Source organism: Microbulbifer maximicatervae (SeqCode), assembly GCF_052467825.1.
Genome location: NZ_CP174327.1, coordinates 2,095,001 through 2,112,010 on the forward strand (window position 1 = coordinate 2,095,001; position 17,010 = coordinate 2,112,010).

12 protein-coding genes and 2 rRNA genes (1 of these 14 running past the window's edge) are annotated in these 17,010 nt (G+C 49.5%); 3 read left to right on the top strand and 11 right to left on the bottom strand.

Features of this window, described 5'->3' with window-relative positions:
- A 23S ribosomal RNA gene (locus ACJJII_RS09325) occupies positions 1-2,128 on the top strand (it extends 754 nt beyond the left edge of the window).
- 203 nt (positions 2,129-2,331) lie between these two features.
- A 5S ribosomal RNA gene (gene rrf, locus ACJJII_RS09330) occupies positions 2,332-2,447 on the top strand.
- A 766-nt stretch (positions 2,448-3,213) separates the two neighbouring features.
- On the opposite strand, the gene ACJJII_RS09335 is transcribed toward rrf, so the two are convergent.
- The 5 genes from ACJJII_RS09335 to prfC all read right to left on the bottom strand — a co-directional run bounded on the left by ACJJII_RS09335 (position 3,214) and on the right by prfC (position 8,052).
- A complete protein-coding gene (locus ACJJII_RS09335) occupies positions 3,214-4,623 on the bottom strand; it encodes a M20/M25/M40 family metallo-hydrolase (RefSeq protein WP_444918951.1) in 1,410 nt (469 codons plus the stop codon).
- Between the two features lie 30 nt (positions 4,624-4,653).
- Positions 4,654-5,004, bottom strand: coding sequence for a hypothetical protein (locus ACJJII_RS09340; protein ID WP_282934336.1), 351 nt, complete (start codon positions 5,002-5,004; stop codon positions 4,654-4,656).
- A gap of 4 nt (positions 5,005-5,008) precedes the next feature.
- Positions 5,009-5,776, bottom strand: coding sequence for a TSUP family transporter (locus tag ACJJII_RS09345; RefSeq protein ID WP_413664330.1), 768 nt, complete (start codon positions 5,774-5,776; stop codon positions 5,009-5,011).
- An 11-nt stretch (positions 5,777-5,787) separates the two neighbouring features.
- The gene (locus ACJJII_RS09350; RefSeq protein ID WP_444906448.1) at positions 5,788-6,405 is read right to left on the bottom strand and encodes a 1-acyl-sn-glycerol-3-phosphate acyltransferase; all 618 of its coding nucleotides are present in this window, start codon (positions 6,403-6,405) and stop codon (positions 5,788-5,790) included.
- A gap of 63 nt (positions 6,406-6,468) precedes the next feature.
- A complete protein-coding gene (gene prfC, locus ACJJII_RS09355) occupies positions 6,469-8,052 on the bottom strand; it encodes a peptide chain release factor 3 (RefSeq protein WP_444918952.1) in 1,584 nt (527 codons plus the stop codon).
- A 277-nt stretch (positions 8,053-8,329) separates the two neighbouring features.
- Between prfC and ACJJII_RS09360 the strand changes: the two genes are divergently transcribed.
- Positions 8,330-10,096 (top strand): aminopeptidase P family protein, encoded by a 1,767-nt coding sequence (locus ACJJII_RS09360; protein WP_444918953.1) that lies wholly within the window; start codon positions 8,330-8,332, stop codon positions 10,094-10,096.
- Between the two features lie 34 nt (positions 10,097-10,130).
- Here the strand turns inward: ACJJII_RS09360 and ACJJII_RS09365 are convergent, their stop codons facing one another.
- From ACJJII_RS09365 to ACJJII_RS09390, 6 genes are all read right to left on the bottom strand, one after another.
- Positions 10,131-10,805, bottom strand: coding sequence for a response regulator (locus ACJJII_RS09365; protein WP_444918954.1), 675 nt, complete (start codon positions 10,803-10,805; stop codon positions 10,131-10,133).
- 6 nt (positions 10,806-10,811) lie between these two features.
- Positions 10,812-12,260, bottom strand: a complete 1,449-nt coding sequence (locus tag ACJJII_RS09370; protein ID WP_444918955.1) for an ATP-binding protein — start codon at positions 12,258-12,260, stop codon at positions 10,812-10,814.
- A 267-nt stretch (positions 12,261-12,527) separates the two neighbouring features.
- A complete protein-coding gene (locus tag ACJJII_RS09375; RefSeq protein WP_444918956.1) occupies positions 12,528-13,049 on the bottom strand; it encodes a hypothetical protein in 522 nt (173 codons plus the stop codon).
- 245 nt (positions 13,050-13,294) lie between these two features.
- Positions 13,295-14,593 carry a YHYH protein gene (locus ACJJII_RS09380; protein ID WP_444918957.1) on the bottom strand — a complete coding sequence of 433 codons (1,299 nt, stop codon included), beginning with the start codon at positions 14,591-14,593 and terminating at the stop codon, positions 13,295-13,297.
- A 284-nt stretch (positions 14,594-14,877) separates the two neighbouring features.
- Entirely contained in the window at positions 14,878-15,420 is a 543-nt protein-coding gene (locus tag ACJJII_RS09385; protein WP_444918958.1) for a hypothetical protein, read from the bottom strand.
- 30 nt (positions 15,421-15,450) lie between these two features.
- The gene (locus ACJJII_RS09390; protein ID WP_444918959.1) at positions 15,451-16,998 is read right to left on the bottom strand and encodes a YHYH protein; all 1,548 of its coding nucleotides are present in this window, start codon (positions 16,996-16,998) and stop codon (positions 15,451-15,453) included.
- Between the last annotated feature and the right edge of the window lie 12 nt (positions 16,999-17,010).

The following is a 17,010-nucleotide window of genomic DNA, read 5'->3' on the forward strand; positions in this document are numbered from 1 at the left end:
GATCGGAGTGAAAGGCTAATCAAGCCGGGAGATAGCTGGTTCTCCTCGAAAGCTATTTAGGTAGCGCCTCGCGTCTCACCCTCGGGGGTAGAGCACTGTTTGGGCTAGGGGGTCATCCCGACTTACCAACCCCATGCAAACTCCGAATACCGAGGAGTGCAATCGCGGGAGACACACGGCGGGTGCTAACGTCCGTCGTGGAAAGGGAAACAACCCAGACCGCCAGCTAAGGTCCCAAATATCAGTTAAGTGGGAAACGATGTGGGAAGGCCCAGACAGCTAGGAGGTTGGCTTAGAAGCAGCCATCCTTTAAAGAAAGCGTAATAGCTCACTAGTCGAGTCGGCCTGCGCGGAAGATATACCGGGGCTCAAACTGATAACCGAAGCTGCGGATGCTCTTAGGAGCATGGTAGAGGAGCGTTGTGTAAGCCGTTGAAGGTGGATCGGGAGGTCTGCTGGAGGTATCACAAGTGCGAATGCTGACATGAGTAACGATAAGGGAGGTGAAAAACCTCCCCGCCGGAAGACCAAGGGTTCCTGTCCAACGCTAATCGGGACAGGGTTAGTCGACCCCTAAGGCGAGGGCGAAAGCCGTAGTCGATGGGAAACAGGTTAATATTCCTGTACTCGCTATTACTGCGACGGAGTGACGGAGAAGGCTAGGCCAGCATGGCGATTGGTTGTCCATGTTTAAGGTTGTAGGTTGGGGACTTAGGCAAATCCGGGTCCCTAAGGCTGAGAACTGATGACGAAGCCCACTTAGTGGGTGAAGTGGTTGATGCCCTGCTTCCAGGAAAAACTTCTAAGCTTCAGGTAATAGTGAATCGTACTCTAAACCGACACAGGTGGTCAGGTAGAGAATACCAAGGCGCTTGAGAGAACTCTGGTGAAGGAACTAGGCAAAATGGTACCGTAACTTCGGGAGAAGGTACGCCGGTTTTGGTGATGGGACTTGCTCCCTAAGCTGAGGCCGGTCGAAGTGACCAGGTGGCTGCGACTGTTTATTAAAAACATAGCACTCTGCAAACTCGTAAGAGGACGTATAGGGTGTGACGCCTGCCCGGTGCCGGAAGGTTAATTGATGGGGTTAGCTTCGGCGAAGCTCTTGATCGAAGCCCCGGTAAACGGCGGCCGTAACTATAACGGTCCTAAGGTAGCGAAATTCCTTGTCGGGTAAGTTCCGACCTGCACGAATGGCGTAACGATGGCCACGCTGTCTCCACCAGAGACTCAGTGAAATTGAAATCGCTGTTAAGATGCAGTGTACCCGCGGCTAGACGGAAAGACCCCGTGAACCTTTACTACAGCTTTGCACTGAACTTTGAGCCTATTTGTGTAGGATAGGTGGGAGGCTTTGAAGCAGCGACGCTAGTTGTTGTGGAGCCGTCCTTGAAATACCACCCTGGTATGTTTGAGGTTCTAACTCTGGTCCGTTATCCGGATCGAGGACAGTGTATGGTGGGTAGTTTGACTGGGGCGGTCTCCTCCCAAAGAGTAACGGAGGAGTACGAAGGTGCACTCAGCATGGTCGGAAATCATGCAATGAGCATAATGGTATAAGTGCGCTTGACTGCGAGACAGACATGTCGAGCAGGTACGAAAGTAGGTCATAGTGATCCGGTGGTTCTGTATGGAAGGGCCATCGCTCAACGGATAAAAGGTACTCCGGGGATAACAGGCTGATACCGCCCAAGAGTTCACATCGACGGCGGTGTTTGGCACCTCGATGTCGGCTCATCACATCCTGGGGCTGAAGCCGGTCCCAAGGGTATGGCTGTTCGCCATTTAAAGTGGTACGCGAGCTGGGTTTAGAACGTCGTGAGACAGTTCGGTCCCTATCTGCCGTGGGCGTTGGAGATTTGAGAAGAGTTGCTCCTAGTACGAGAGGACCGGAGTGAACGAACCTCTGGTGTTCCGGTTGTCACGCCAGTGGCATTGCCGGGTAGCTATGTTCGGACGGGATAACCGCTGAAAGCATCTAAGCGGGAAGCCTCCTTCAAGATAAGATCTCCCTGAGGCCTTGAGCCTCCTGAAGGGCCGTGGAAGACTACCACGTTGATAGGCTGGGTGTGGAAGCGTTGTGAGGCGTTGAGCTAACCAGTACTAATTGCCCGTGCGGCTTGACCATACAACAGAGATGGTTACTAACGACTAGCTAAGCTAGCGGATTGTGAGTTAGAGACATACGATCGCTTGCGGTGTATTACTACAGATTGTTTTACCGACTTATTTGGGGTTATCGCCGGTCAGCAACATGACCGAGGCAAACAGCGATAACGCGGCAGGCCAAGCACTTTGCTTATAAGACCAACGCCAACCCAAGCCAGTTTGCCTGACGACAATAGAGTTGTGGAACCACCTGATCCCTTGCCGAACTCAGAAGTGAAACGCAACATCGCCGATGGTAGTGTGGGGCTTCCCCATGTGAGAGTAGGTCATCGTCAGGCTTCTAATCCGAAAAGGGCCACCCAATAGGGTGGCCCTTTTTTTATGGCTGAAAAATATTTAAAAAAACAAAAAACAAAAAACAAAAAACAAAAAAATAAGAAAGAGAAAGCAGAAAGTACTTAGTAGAAATTAAAAATCGCTTGAAAACTTTAATGCTCAGCTTCTATTTAAAAAGTCAGTCAGTAATTAAAAAATAAAACCTAAAATTACCTGAGCACCTTAAAAGGCCTATAAAAATAGGCCTTTACCTACCTCCGTAGCAAACGCCTTTGCACTCACACAAAAAACAATCCAACAAAAATAACTCGCGTAAAAACCAGAAAAGTACCCATACCACTCCCGCCAAAAATTAAATTTAGCCGGTAAAAATATCGGTGATTTTTTAGTCTCTGTAGTAATCCCCTGTAACCACGGGGTCTGTAGCCCGTTTATTAAAGTTATGCACAACTCTATCCAGACTTTCTGTTAGTAACACCTGGCTGTGGAAATCCGCGCAAGAAGTGCTGCTTTTTTACCCGCCTTGAGTGCAGCCAAGCAACCACGGGGCTGGCCGGGGATATCCCGGAGTTATACACAGCTCTATCCATGGTTTCTGTTGGTAACAAAGACACCATGAAACGGACATCAGTTATTAACAGTGTTATGAGCGATAAATCTGTGGATTACTGCGGCTGATTGGTACGGCAGTATGTGAGTGAAGAAAAATTTGGGGATAAAAAAAGCCCCACCAGGTGGGGCTTTAAAAATATCGTCTGTATCTTTTATTTATTCAGAGGCAGTAGGAACTCGGCCCAAGTCTCCTTCCATTTCTGTGGTCAGGAAAGACATTACAACCCAGGCCGCTACATTCTGGCGAAGATTCTCAGGGTCGACTTTATCCAGGGTATCGTTGGGTGTGTGGTGATAATCGAAGTAGTCGGTGCCGTCCTGGTATAGACCAAAGGCTGGCACACCGCGCGCAACAAACACACTGCTATCTGGGCCACCGTAAGATTCATTATTTCCGCGCTCAATACCCAGGGGGGCGAGGAGTTGCATCATTTGATCTGCAATATCAAATTTGCTCTCAGGGAGACGGGTATCGAAACGCCAGACTTTCCCTGCTCCAAAGTCTGATTCGGAGACGGCAATAATATTGTCCAGTTCTTTTACGTGTGCCTCAACATACTGCTTAGCACCTACCAATCCGATTTCCTCTGCACCAAACAGCACGACTCGCAAGGTACGACGGGGGCGCTGTGGCAGCTCAGCAATTAGACGTGCAGTTTCCATAACAATGGCAACCCCAGCTCCGTCGTCCAAGGCTCCGGTGCCTTCATCCCAGGAATCCAGGTGCGCACCGATAATCATGACTTCTTCAGGTTGCTCACGGCCAGTAATCTCACCGATGACATTAAAAGAGGGGCCGTCACTCAGTCGCTCAGTTTCAACATCAAGTTTTACCTGGACTGTCTTGCCGCGTTGGAGCATAGCCTCGAGCAGGTTTGCATCAGGAGCGGAAAGTGCGAGTGCAGGAACTGGGTTTTCCACATCATCAACCGACATCATACCGGTGTGGGCAAATCGGTCTGAGTCGGTTCCTACGGAGCGCAACAGCATGGCAGCAGCCCCTTTTTCAGCGGCAGCGCGCATTCCCAACTTGCGGCCTTGCGCCGCAGGGCCGTAGCCTTCTCCCGTGCGCGCTCTCTCCATACGCTTATTGATAAAAGCAATTTTGCCTTTCACTTGGCTGGCTGGGGCCTTCAGCAGGGCCTGCACATCGGGAAACTCGATTATTTCCGCTGTTAACCCTCCCGCAGGAGTGGCGGCGCCATAGCCGAGGGAGGAGACAACTAGTGGCTGGGGGAAAGGGGATATGACTTCGGCGTGAGCATGGCCACGAATCCAGCGGGGTACCTCAATTTGCTCGGTATAGATGCGATCAAAGCCAAATGCCTTCATTTTGTCTTGTGCCCAGGCAACGGCTCTTTCATCGCCCTCAGTGCCTGTCCGTCGTGGTCCAACCTCGACGGTCAAAGACTCTACAATACTGTAGGCGTCGGAGCTTTCCAGTGCCCGGTCACGTAATACTTCCGCCACAGATACATCTTCCTGTGACAGAGGGGCTGCCTGGGCTATTCCCAGTGCCATGGTAGTGATCAGTCCCCCGGTAAGGGAAAGCAGTGGTTTCAACATCGGTCTATCCTTTGTTAATACTCTTCGGTCTTAAGCTTTTGGCTCGTTATTTGATGAGGCCGCGATCAGTTGCTCGCGAATTTCACGTAACTTACGCAGGCCTTTTTCTGTAAATAAGTAGGGCGGTTCGCCAGTATATTCGCTGTCTTCAATATTGAGGCAACGTTGTCGCATCTCTTCAAGCTTTGGGTCGTGTCGCATTGGGCAGGCGAGGAGTGCTCGCCATTCAGTATCGCTGGCTTGCCCGGTGATTACATCTTCAAGGCCCTTAACAAAACTGCCTCGGTCCATTCGAAATCTGGGTCTGCGCAGGTGCATAAGAACCCAAACCACAATAACAAAGGCAATGAAAGAAAGAATAAGCGTTGCCAGCCAGGTCACGATATCAATCCTCCACTAATAGTTTTATTGCCACAGCAATGGTGGCAATAATGATTACCGGTTTGATAATACTGGCACCTCTTGCAATCACGAGGTTGGAGCCGAGACGAGCTCCTACAACCTGGGCAAAAGACATAGCGATAGCGAGCAATAGAAAAACATGGCCTCCAGCGATAAAAATTAGCATAGAGGTCACATTGGTAGCGAGCACAATAGGTTTTGTTGATGCCGTAGCCGCACGCATATTGTAGCCGAGTAGCGCTGCGAAGGCGGCTGCACAGATAGACCCCATCCCAGGGCCAAAGAAGCCCCCGTAAAAGCCGAGCCCACCGCCAACAACTAGATTAAAAGTAACGTTACTGATTCTGGGTTTTGAGTCAATGTCGGAAATGCGGGGGGACAGAATAAAGTAGAGGGCAATAGCAATGAGTAGGATGGGAAGTAAGGTATTGAGGCCAGCCTCCCCAAGTGAAGCGACTGTTAAGGTGCCTAGGCAGGAACCGATAATTGCAGCAAGTAGTCCTGGCCAGAGGGGGCGTAAATTCAACTGGCCTTTTTGCAGGAAGTTAATGGTGGATGATAGGGTGCCAAAGACGCTTTGAAACTTATTGGTACCGAGAGCATCGAGTGGGGGAATGCCGGCCCAGAGTAAAGCGGGGAGGGTGATTATTCCCCCACCCCCGGCGATCGCACTGACAAAGCCTGCGGTAAAGGCGATTACTGTCAGTATCAGGTAGGTATAAGTAGAAAGCTCACTACTTAACTGTATCACGAGTGGACTGGTTACCCCTTTTCAAGAGTACTTTCATTATCGTGGTAATACCCCTGATACTTGCTAAAGCGCTTTTGGATCTCTGCCATATCCTGTTCCAGATCACCGATAGGCTGGTACAGGGAGTCAATGCAAATACGCTTATTGGGAAAGTCCCAGGCAACAAGCAAAATAGGAACTTGAGCGGTATAGGAAATCCTTAAAAAACCATTCTTCCAGCGCCCTACTTTTTTGCGGGTCCCCTCGGGAGTAATCCCCACCCACATTTTTTCATTTTCCCGGTAACTCGATGCAACTTGTAGAGCGATATTACCTGCGGCGCGCCTATCGGTAGGAACACCTCCAAGCCACATAAATAGTCCTTTAAACGGGAAGAAAAAAGCTTCCTTTTTCATGAGCCAGGAAATTTTAATACCCAATGCCATAATAAATGGCATGGCAACCACAAAATCCCAATTGGATGTGTGGGGAGCCAAAGCCACCATGACTTTTCTTTCTGGAGGGATCTCCCCATCCATTCGCCAGCCGAGCACCTTGATTATCAACTTGCCAATAGCTTTGGTGATGCGATTGCCCAGCCGAGGTACTTCATTGGGTACTTCAGTAGGTATTTCTACAAACTGACTCATTATTTGCCTCTTTCTTACTGCTGTCACACTAAGGTTTCAACAAAGGTACTTAGCCTTGCTGCTTTAGTGTTCCCGCGTGGCATAAAAGCGAACTTCCGGATAGCGCTCTTCAGCCAATTGTAAATTAACGCGCGTCGGTGCCAGGTATGTTAGGTGTCCGCTGCCATCGAGTGCCAGGTTGGTACTGGCCTTGCGCTTGAAATTCTCTAGTTCTTTGGCACTTTCACTATCTACCCAGCGCGCAGTGTTCACGTTGACGTTTTCGTAGATGGCTTCAACTTTGTATTCGTCTTTTAATCGGTAAGCGACTACTTCGAACTGTAGTACACCAACTGCGCCCACGATAATGTCGTTGTTATCCAGCGGGAAAAATACCTGGGTGGACCCCTCTTCAGAAAGCTGCTGAAGCCCTTTTTGTAATTGCTTTAATTTGAGAGGGTCTTTTAAACGTATGCGACGGAACAGCTCCGGGGCGAAATTGGGAATGCCGGTAAACTTCAGTGCTTCGCCTTCGGTAAAGGTATCGCCGATCTGGATAGTACCGTGGTTGTGCAAACCAATAATATCGCCGGCAATGGCTTTTTCTACGTGGGTTCGGTCGCCAGCCATAAATGTCACCGCATCAGCAATTTTTACATCCTTGCCAATGCGCACATGCTTCATTTTCATACCGCGATTGTAGGTGCCGGAGCAGACACGCATAAAGGCAATTCTATCGCGGTGTTTGGGGTCCATATTCGCTTGGATTTTAAAAACAAAGCCGGAGAATTTATCTTCGCTGGGCTCTACTTTTCTCTCTTTGGTTTCCCGGGATTGGGGTGAGGGCGCCCATTCAACGAAACCATCGAGCATTTCCTTTACGCCAAAGTTACCCAAGGCCGTACCGAAAAATACCGGGGTCAGTTCACCGGCAAGATAAGCTTCCTGGTCAAACTCATGAGTGGCTCCACGAACCAATTCAATCTCTTCCCGAATATCCTCGGCGTACTCGCCAAGTAGTGCGTCAGCTTCAGCGGAGTCCAGACCCTTAATTTGAATATCATCGGGAATTCTGTGGCCCTGACCCTGGGAGAATACATGGATGGTATCGGTGTAGAGGTTATAGACCCCCTTGAAACCTTTTCCTGAACTCAAAGGCCAATTGATAGGGGCAGCCTGGATATTCAGAACTTCTTCAATCTCATCCATTACCTCGATCGGGTCGCGAATATCCCGGTCGAGTTTGTTGATAAATGAGAGAATCGGCGTTGTTCGCAAGCGGCACACATTCATCAACTTGATGGTGCGGTCTTCCACACCTTTGGCCCCGTCAATCACCATCAGTGCGGAGTCGACGGCGGTGAGTACCCGGTAGGTATCTTCAGAGAAGTCTTCGTGTCCCGGTGTATCCAGTAGGTTTACAGTCCTCTCTTTGTAGGGGAACTGCATAACGGAAGAGGTAACAGAAATACCGCGTTCCTGTTCCATCGTCATCCAATCAGAGCGTGCGTGGGGACCTTTTTTCCCCTTAACGGAGCCCGCTTGCTGGATTGCATTCCCGAACAAAAGAAGCTTTTCGGTCACGGTTGTTTTACCGGCGTCCGGGTGGGAAATGATAGCGAAGGTGCGGCGGCCGGCAAAGCCTGCCAGGGAAGAACTTTGACCCATACTTTAAGATTCGATCACTGGATATTCGAAAAAAATAGGGGCGTATTATACACGCAGGCGTTGCTCCGAGGGTGGGGTATACTGCGAAATTAGACTTGTCAGTTTACCAGCTCGGCGAATGGGGTCATGTCAATGGGCTGAGTTGCCAGCGGGACTGGCACACCTGGACAATTTGCTCAAATCCATTTGGATTAACACTGTACTCTGTTGTGGCCAGCAGTCATCGAGGGGCTTTTAGCGGTGCAGTGGCAAACTCAGTTATTGAAGGGGAGAGGTTATGAGCCGGGAGCGTTTACAGGCATTGCGGGAAGAGTTGCAGCGGCAGGGTGTCGATGCTTTCTTGGTACCCCGGGCTGATGAGTACCAAAATGAAAGTGTTCCTGCGGCAGATGAGCGACTGCCCTGGCTGACAGGTTTCACTGGTTCCGCAGGAATGGCTGCGGTAGGCAGTCGAGAAGCGGCATTATTTGTTGATGGTCGCTATACCTTGCAGGCGCAGCAACAACTTGGTGATCAACCCATTGAGTTAATGAGCCTCAGTCAAGTCGCGATCATTGAGTGGCTGTGTAGTCAGCTGGATGCCGGTCAGTCTCTGGGGTATGACCCGCGACTGCACACGGAGCCGGGATTGGCCTTGATCAAGAAGCGATTGGCTGAAAGGGATATCCAACTGCAGCCGATGGAACAGAGCCCGATTGATGCCATCTGGAATGACCGCCCCGCATCTCCCTGTGGGCCTGCGCGCCCACACCCCTTCATCTTTACTGGTGAGCATTCCAAAGAGAAACGGCAGAGGATTGCCCGACGTCTCGCAGAAAAACGAGCCGATGCTTTATGGCTACCAAATCCTGAAAGCTGTGCTTGGCTTTTTAATATCCGTGGAGAGGATATTCCGCACTTACCAGTGGCCTTGGCCAATGCAGTCCTTTATCGGGATGGCAGTGCAACTCTTTATTTGGGGGAGGACGCTGTAGGGGATGCGTTGATTGAGCACTTGGATAAAGATGTAAGTCTAGTCGTGGCCAAAGGGGAATTATTTGAAAATATTAAGCGCCGCCACGTCAATAAAATATGGATAGATCCCCTGATTAGCAACAGTTGGACTTTACAGCAATTGCGGGCACTGGATATTGAACTAATGCTGGAAGGTGACCCGGTCACAGAAGCCAAGGCCTGTAAGAATGCGATTGAACTGGCAGGCAGCCAGGCTGCACACGAAAGGGATGGTGCTGCGGTGTGTGAATTCCTGGCGGAAATACCTGAACAGGTTGCCACAGGCCATTTTGACGAATTGTCCGCAGTAAAGCTTTTACGAAGTAAAAGGGAGGCTCGCGAAGGCTTTCAGGGCAACAGTTTTGAGACAATTTCCGGCTATGGTCCGAATGGGGCCATTGTGCACTATCGGGTGAGCCCTGAATCCAGTTTGGCTATAAAGCCAGAAGGGGTATATCTGTGCGATTCTGGAGGCCAATATCCAGATGGCACCACTGATATTACCCGAACTGTTGCTCTGGGTGAGTTCCCGCCCTCGGCAAAAGAAAACTTTACCCGGGTTTTAAAGGGGCATATAGCAATTGCGACTTTGCGATTCCCCAGGGGGACTTGTGGAGAGCAAATTGATGCGCTTGCACGCCGTTCGCTGTGGGAGGTGGGTCTGGATTATGCCCACGGTACCGGTCACGGTGTTGGTAGTTTCTTAAGTGTTCACGAGGGGCCACAGCGGATAGGTAAGGCTGTAACAGGTGTTGCTCTTCAGCCGGGGATGATCGTTTCCAACGAACCGGGGTTTTATCTCACTGGGCAGTACGGCATCCGTATTGAAAATTTGGTGTTTGTGAAAAAGAGCGAAAATTATCCAGATTTTCTAGAATTTGAAGAACTTACGTTAGCTCCGATCGATCGTAATTTGATTGACGTGGCACTACTCACTGAGACTGAACGGGAATGGCTGAATCGCTACCACCAGAGGGTGCGAGATGTGATTACCCCGCTGGTTACTGAAAAAACTGCTGAATGGTTAAAATTGGCTACTGGAGCTTTGTAGTGTGAATCTGGGGGCTGCGTGCCCCCAGGCATAATTAATTTATCTCAAACTTATAGCCAGCACCGTAGACAGAGTGAATTAACTCTTTTTCAGGCATAAGCACTGATATTTTCTTGCGCACTTTTTTGATGTGGCTATCAATAGTTCGGTCGCTGATTACGCGGTAGTCGGAATAGATACGGTCCATGATTTGTTCGCGGGAAAAAATTCGACCGGGCTCACTGTAAAGTAGGTCAAATAGGTGGAACTCCAGCGCAGTAAGATTGGCGTCTTTACCTCCGATTCGCAGTTGCCCGGTATTTCTATCTAGTTCGATGCCACCATTTCCGACTTCGCCCTTTTGTGGTCGACGGCGCAACACCGCTTTCACCCGTGCGACGAGTTCCCTGGGGCTGTAGGGTTTACAAACATAGTCGTCGGCACCGGATTCCAGGCCGCGCAAACGATCGAGTTCCTCAATTTGCGCAGTCATTATAATAATTGGAACGTCGTTGCCTTTTTGGCGAATCTCTTCGCAAATCTCCATCCCATGCCGCCCAGGTAGCATCAGGTCGAGAAGGATCAAATCCGGTTTCATAGTTTCCACTTTGGGGACAACCTGATTACCATCAGAAATGATCTCGGCTTGATAGTCGGCGGCATGAAGATAATCCAGTAGTAGGTGCGCAAGTTCGGTTTCATCTTCGACTATTAATATTTTGGCGCTCATAACTTCCTACCATTTAATCCTTTGGCTTAGGGGTAAAAAAATACTTATTTCAAGACCGCCCATAGTGGACGGAGTTGCAGAAATGCTACCCTCGTGTGCTGTAACAATATTTTGGCAAATTGATAGCCCCAAACCCGCACCGCCGGTTTCCCGGCTGCGTGAACTATCTGCTCTATACAGGCGCTCGAACAGGTGTGGTATATCAGCACTGGCAACACCGGGGGCGGAGTCGGCGAAAGTGATAATGGCTGTTCGGGCTTCACAGCGCGCAGTTACTTTGAGTTGTCCCCCACTATCGGTGTAGCGCAGGCTGTTGGTTAACAGGTTGCTAAATAACTGATTGAGGCGTGCTTCATCTGCGTAGACTAACTTATCTTCCGATAGTTGGAGGTCACTGCTTAAGCGAATACCTTTCTGGTCGAATGGAATTTCAAAGTCTTCGATAACACTTCGTAGGATATTCTCCAGGGAGATGTCGGACTTGCAGTAACTTAGTGCCCCCGCGTCGGAGAGAGACAACTCATAGAGATCATCTATCAGGCGGCTCAATTGTTGAATTTTGCTGTGCAGTATACGCAGGTTCTCTGGTGTGGCTGATCTGATACCGTCTTGAATGGCTTCAATCTGCCCTTTTAATACTGCGAGAGGTGTGCGCAGCTCATGCGAAATATCTGCCATCCATCGGTTTCGAGCATGTTCGTTTGCTTCCAGCGTTGCGGCGAGCCGATTAAAGTCAGCACTTAATTGGCCCAGCTCATCTCGTTGCTCTATATCAATACGGGTTTTAAAGTTGCCGGATGTAAGATGGGATGTTGCTTCGGTCAGCTTACGGATGGGCCTTACCAGCTGCCAGGCAAGGGGGATGGCAATGGCTAGTGCCAGAATGAAGGTGGCAACAGAGATAAGAGCGAAAGTCCGCGATTGCTCTTTAACAAACCCTACGGCCAAATCATCATCTAACACCGGTAGTGGATTGATAGCCAGGTAACCAACGGTTTCTCCGTCCACAACCAGAGGCTGCATTACCATGTTCTCAGATCCTGAATAACGACCTATCAGAGGTCTTTTCTCTTTGTTCAACAGGACCAGGCGGGCATTAAGCGACTTGCCCACTGCGTGTTCAGGTGGGGGCTCAGGCGGGCGGCGGGGGCCCCTCGTACCCGGAGGTGGACGATGTGGGGGTGGCATATCCTCAAAGTGACTGGACATCACGCGTCTGTGGAGTCTTTGCCAGCGCCTGCTATTGCCGTCGATAGATTGCCAGCTCCCTTCGCTGGCGTAGATTTCTTGTAACTCATCTACTAAATCGCCGACCTCGCGAAGCTCCTGAGACTGGATATAGGTCATAAAACCATGCTTAAAGCTCCACTGAAAGAATACGAACATTCCGCCAACAGTAATTGCTGTAGTCAATAAGAAAGCGAGGCTTAGTTTATAGCGAATATTTAACGACATAGCCGGTAGCTTGGATTTCAGTAGCCTGTGTTCACAGTGAGCTCAGGTACATTTTACTCTGTTTCCACTGAGGAAACGCGGCTCAGAAGATCAAGCCTACACTTACTGTAAATATCAGGGCAATCTTTTAACACTCCGAGAGTCTCACGATAAGAGCCCAAGCTAAGTGCCAACAAGCTTAGCTTGGTTATCCAAAGCTGTTCTTGGGGCCTCCATGCCCTGAGTCGATAGGAGAGATTGAGTCCCTACTGGTAGTTACTTCTATTGTTATCCCGATTTGCCTGTGCTTACTCCCGGCTTTATTGGAGATGTAGAAAAACGATGCAATATCAGATCGGGCTTATCGAGCCGGATAAATAGAGTTGCAAGAATTCTCTTCCCTCCCCGGCTCCAGGTACTGTGGTCATGGGCGTTGAGAGTGACAGTAATTTGGTTGAAGCCCGATTTAAACAGCTTGTCGGGAAGGTGTAAGTCTGGACCATAGATTCGCTGTATTTTCTTACCATTGATATAGAGATGGGCATGACCTTCCAGATATTGCTTTGAGGCATCATTGGCGTGGCGAGGGGATTCTAATTCGAACCGGTCGTAGTCTATATGTAGGTTATATCCGGACATTTTATCGCGACTAATGTCCAGTTCGATGCGCGGTGCAGCATTGTGTAAAGGGATCTCGACTACTGGGTGTTGGTCGCCGTTATGGCCTGTGTGAGAGTCTGGCTGTGCTGTAGCAAGGTTGGTCATTCCCCAGATAAAAGACCCGATTAGAACGGCTCGAAGAATTTTCATTATTGTCTCACTCCCAGGTTTGGCGATGGGGCAACATACTTCATTCAAACTGCTGTTGTTGTGAATACTTCTGGTTACCAGTGCTTTTAGTCTATCGGGTGCTATTGCTCCAGTTACTTCCTTTACCTGGAGTGTCGGTCCCCGCAAAAACAAGGGATCGCAAAGCTTACACTTACTGCGACTCCAGGGAGATTTCCGGCGTATTAGGAAAGTGGCTTGGCCTTCAATGTTAGTGCACCGCCGAACTACTGTGTTGAGCACTCATTGACAATAGTTTGATCATCTAGCTTGCCGTAAAAGCGGGGGCCAAAAGTATATGGGAAGGCGGGGACAAGCTCACCATCATCATCGACAGTGACAGTCAGGTGGTAATGGTATCCCCTTTCGTCATCTGAGTGACCGTTATGCTGGTCCAAATATACTCCGCCTTCATTAGTCAGGTCTTCGTCCCAGTAATAGTCCTCGTAGAAAAAGCCCGCCGCCGTAGTGAACTCATTGCCTGACAGGGAGGTATAAGAGCCACTTGTCGTGGGGCCGGTATTCGATGTTGTTTCGACTCCTAGGGAGAGGTCGTATTCATCCACCAAGAGACAGCTTCTCTCGCCTGCTACGCCGCAACCGCTCTCGGAGCTGGGGTCGTCATAATCTCGTACAGCCCAGCTGCTTTCTGCGAGCTCTCCTTCACTCTGCCAGGGGCCATAGATTGCGTAGCCATCGGCGGTATAGCCGTAGATAGGGGAGTGGTCGTCACCTATATCGCCAACAAGATCGGCTAGGCAATCGCTATAAAAGTGATGGTGGTAATCTCCGTTTGCGGCGTGTCCACCACAGATATCCACATCGTAGACCTCAGCAACCGGTGCCAGGGTTTGCCAGGTGCCATCCACTGATTGACCATCACCCCAATCATAAATAGAGACGCCATTTACCCAGTAGCCCTGTACGCCGAGCCCCGTTGCGCATTCCTCCGTTGCGGGCTCGGGTTCGACAGGGATATATCCGACATGAGAGACATTCTCTGGGCAAACGAGCCCTGGTGGCCAAAATCCATAGCCGGCATCTACATCACAGGTGCCAATACCCGTATAGCCAATATCTTGCCCAAAGCTGACAATATCTCCAACGCTGACAGTGGGGCTGCCGGTTTGGAAATCAGAGGAGGCTAATGGACGTTCAAGTAGTCCGTCTAGAATACTTTGAGTAATTTCAATCTCGTAGTCGGGAACACCGGTTGCTGAGACAACGGTGTATTCCCGGCCATCTACGGTTTCTGATGCTACGCTCTGGACGTTGACCAGAACCAGCTCATTGCTGTTACTTTCATAAATGTAAGGCGCGCGTTCGTCATCAGTATTCATAATCCAGACACCAGTATCAGTGCTGGAATCTGACTCTTCAGAGGAGGTCTCAGAAGAGTCATCGCCATCCTCATCTGAGGAAGAGCCACTATCGCATCCCTGAAGAACTCCGAGAGATATTATCAACGCTAGTGTATAAGAGAGTGTAGGCTGGCCATTCCGGTCAAAAATTTTAATTATTTTCATATCACACCGTGGCATATGGAGGAGTTGCTCCCCGAACCTAGCGCACAAAAGTGAATGAAATGTGGATGGCCTGCTAGCTACATTTTATATCCTCTTTATCGTCTTAATTTTTTTCAGATTTGTGCACTGCGTTCAAAAGCGATACTCCGTGAGTCAGGCAAAAAATATCTTATTGCTTTATTGTAAATAGCCTAAGTAGCCTTTAATTAGTGGGCCGGCTATTAATTAAATATTTTTTGGGGTATTAGCTCCAATTCTCTCTTTGAAAAATTCCAGGTCTTAATCTAATTATCAGGTCGGCTGACTTTGGCTATTTGTTTGTTGCCCCCGATAGGTGATGTTGAAAAGCGGTGTAATACCAGCTCTTTCTTATCGAGGTGAACAAATAAGGTTGCCAGTATTCGCTTGCCACCGCGGCTCCAAGTGCTGTGGTCGTGTGCATTGAGAGTCACGGTGACTTGGTTAAAACCAGGTTTTAGTAATTTTCCGGGAATATGTAAATCCGAGCCATAAAGACGTTGGATTTTTTCCCCATTGATGTAAAGGTGGGCGTGCCCCTCCAGAAACTGCTCAGAATCGTCATTGGCAAAGCGAGGGGATTCCAGCTCAAACCGATCGTAGTCAATATGCAGGTTATAGCCGGACATATCGTCGCGGCTCATGTCCAGTTCGATTCTGGGAGCCGCAACATGCAGAGGTATCTCTATCACCGGATGCTGATCGCCATTATGGCCCGCGTGAGGGTTTGGCTGTGCCGCATACGCGGTCATAGAGGATGAAACAATCCAGGCCAAAGACCCAGCGATAAAGAACCTGTGCATTTTCATTTAACTCTTACTCCCAAGCTTGAATATGAGTTAGCGGCCAACGGTGGTTGAGCAGCGATTGACGATAGTTTGGTCATCCAGCTTGCCGGCAAAGCGCGGGCCGAAGGTAAATGGGAAAGCTGGAATTAGTTGGCCATTGTTATCCTGCGTAACTGTCAGGTGGTAGTGATAACCTCTTTCACTGTCAGTGTGTCCATTGAATTGATCCAAGTATTCGCCACCTCGCGCTGTCAGGCCTTCATCCCAGTAATAATCCTCGTAGAAAAAACCTGCCGGAGTTTCAAATTCGTTTCCAGATTGAGAGGTGTAGCTACCGCTGGTAGTGGGGCCGGTGTTATTTGTATTGGATACGCCGCGATCAATATCATATTCATCGACTAGCAGACAGCTGCGTTGCCCGGCAACGCCACAGCCGGTGTCTGAACGGGGATCGTCGTAATCCCGTATTGCCCAGCTGCTTTTAGCTAGCACACCTGTGCTTTCCCATGGACCGTGAATTGCGTAGCCATCGGCGGTATAACCGTAGATAGGGGAGTGGCCATCGGCGGTGTCCCCGGCAATTTCAGCCAGGCAATTACTGTAAAAGTGATGGTGGTAATCGCCGTTAGCTGCATGGCCGCCACAGATATCTACGTCATAGACTTCTGCCATGGGAGCCAGGGTATGCCAAGTGTTATTTACTGACTGCCCGTCACTCCACTGGTAAATTGAGGTTCCATTTACCCAGTAACCCTGTACACCGAGCCCAGTTTCACAGCTCTCAGTGGATGCCTCAGGCTTAGCAGGAATATATCCTACATGGTCGACGTTTTCGGGGCACACGGGACCTGGGGGCCAGAAGCCATAACCGGCTTCTGAGCCGCAGCTGGAATTACTGCGATAGCCGATGTCTTGGCCGAAGCTAACAATCTCACCAGTTTGTACCAAGGGGTAGCCATTGACGAAGTCTGTAGAGGCTTTTGGACGGCTGATGAGTGCGTCTAGTATTTCCTGGGTTATTTCAATCTGGTAGTCCGGGATACCAGTAGCAGATACGCGGGTATATTCTTTTCCGGCAACGGTTACAGATTCAACACTTTGCACATTAACCAGAACCTGCTGATTACTGTTACTTTCGTAAATATAGGAGGCGCGTTCGTTAGTTGAATTGATAATCCAGGTAGTACCGGAGCTCTCTGTTACCGAGCTTTCCTCGTTACCTGAAATGGTCGAATTATCTGAGGAGCCGGAATTCTCTTCGTTAACGTCCGAAGAAGTGTCCTCGTTATTATTCGATGTATTGCTTGTTTCGTCGGTAGTTGTTTCTGTTGGATTATCTACCGTAGTATCTGTTGGACTTTCCTCTTCAACTGTATTGCTGTTTGAGTCGGTGGAGGAATCTGCAGTGTTATTTCTAGTGTTTTCTGAATTTATCGAATTGTTGTTTTGCCAGTTTCTTCCATTGCTATTGCGAACAGGTACTTCCCTAACCGAACGTTGATCGTTGTTATGCCCAGAGTTGGGATTAGGTTGAGCCACAACACTGGCTGCAGTTAGCCAGGCTAATGAGCCGGCAAGAAAGTACCCGTTAATTTTCACGAGAAGGTTACC

Coding starts and splice junctions, on each gene's coding strand:
- ACJJII_RS09370 (WP_444918955.1), bottom strand. CDS start 12,260: ATGTCGTTAAATATTCGCTATAAACTAAGCCTCGCTTTCTTATTGACT.
- ACJJII_RS09365 (WP_444918954.1), bottom strand. CDS start 10,805: ATGAGCGCCAAAATATTAATAGTCGAAGATGAAACCGAACTTGCGCAC.
- ACJJII_RS09375 (WP_444918956.1), bottom strand. CDS start 13,049: ATGAAAATTCTTCGAGCCGTTCTAATCGGGTCTTTTATCTGGGGAATG.
- ACJJII_RS09335 (WP_444918951.1), bottom strand. CDS start 4,623: ATGTTGAAACCACTGCTTTCCCTTACCGGGGGACTGATCACTACCATG.
- ACJJII_RS09385 (WP_444918958.1), bottom strand. CDS start 15,420: ATGAAAATGCACAGGTTCTTTATCGCTGGGTCTTTGGCCTGGATTGTT.
- ACJJII_RS09380 (WP_444918957.1), bottom strand. CDS start 14,593: ATGAAAATAATTAAAATTTTTGACCGGAATGGCCAGCCTACACTCTCT.
- ACJJII_RS09350 (WP_444906448.1), bottom strand. CDS start 6,405: ATGAGTCAGTTTGTAGAAATACCTACTGAAGTACCCAATGAAGTACCT.
- ACJJII_RS09360 (WP_444918953.1), top strand. CDS start 8,330: ATGAGCCGGGAGCGTTTACAGGCATTGCGGGAAGAGTTGCAGCGGCAG.
- prfC (WP_444918952.1), bottom strand. CDS start 8,052: ATGGGTCAAAGTTCTTCCCTGGCAGGCTTTGCCGGCCGCCGCACCTTC.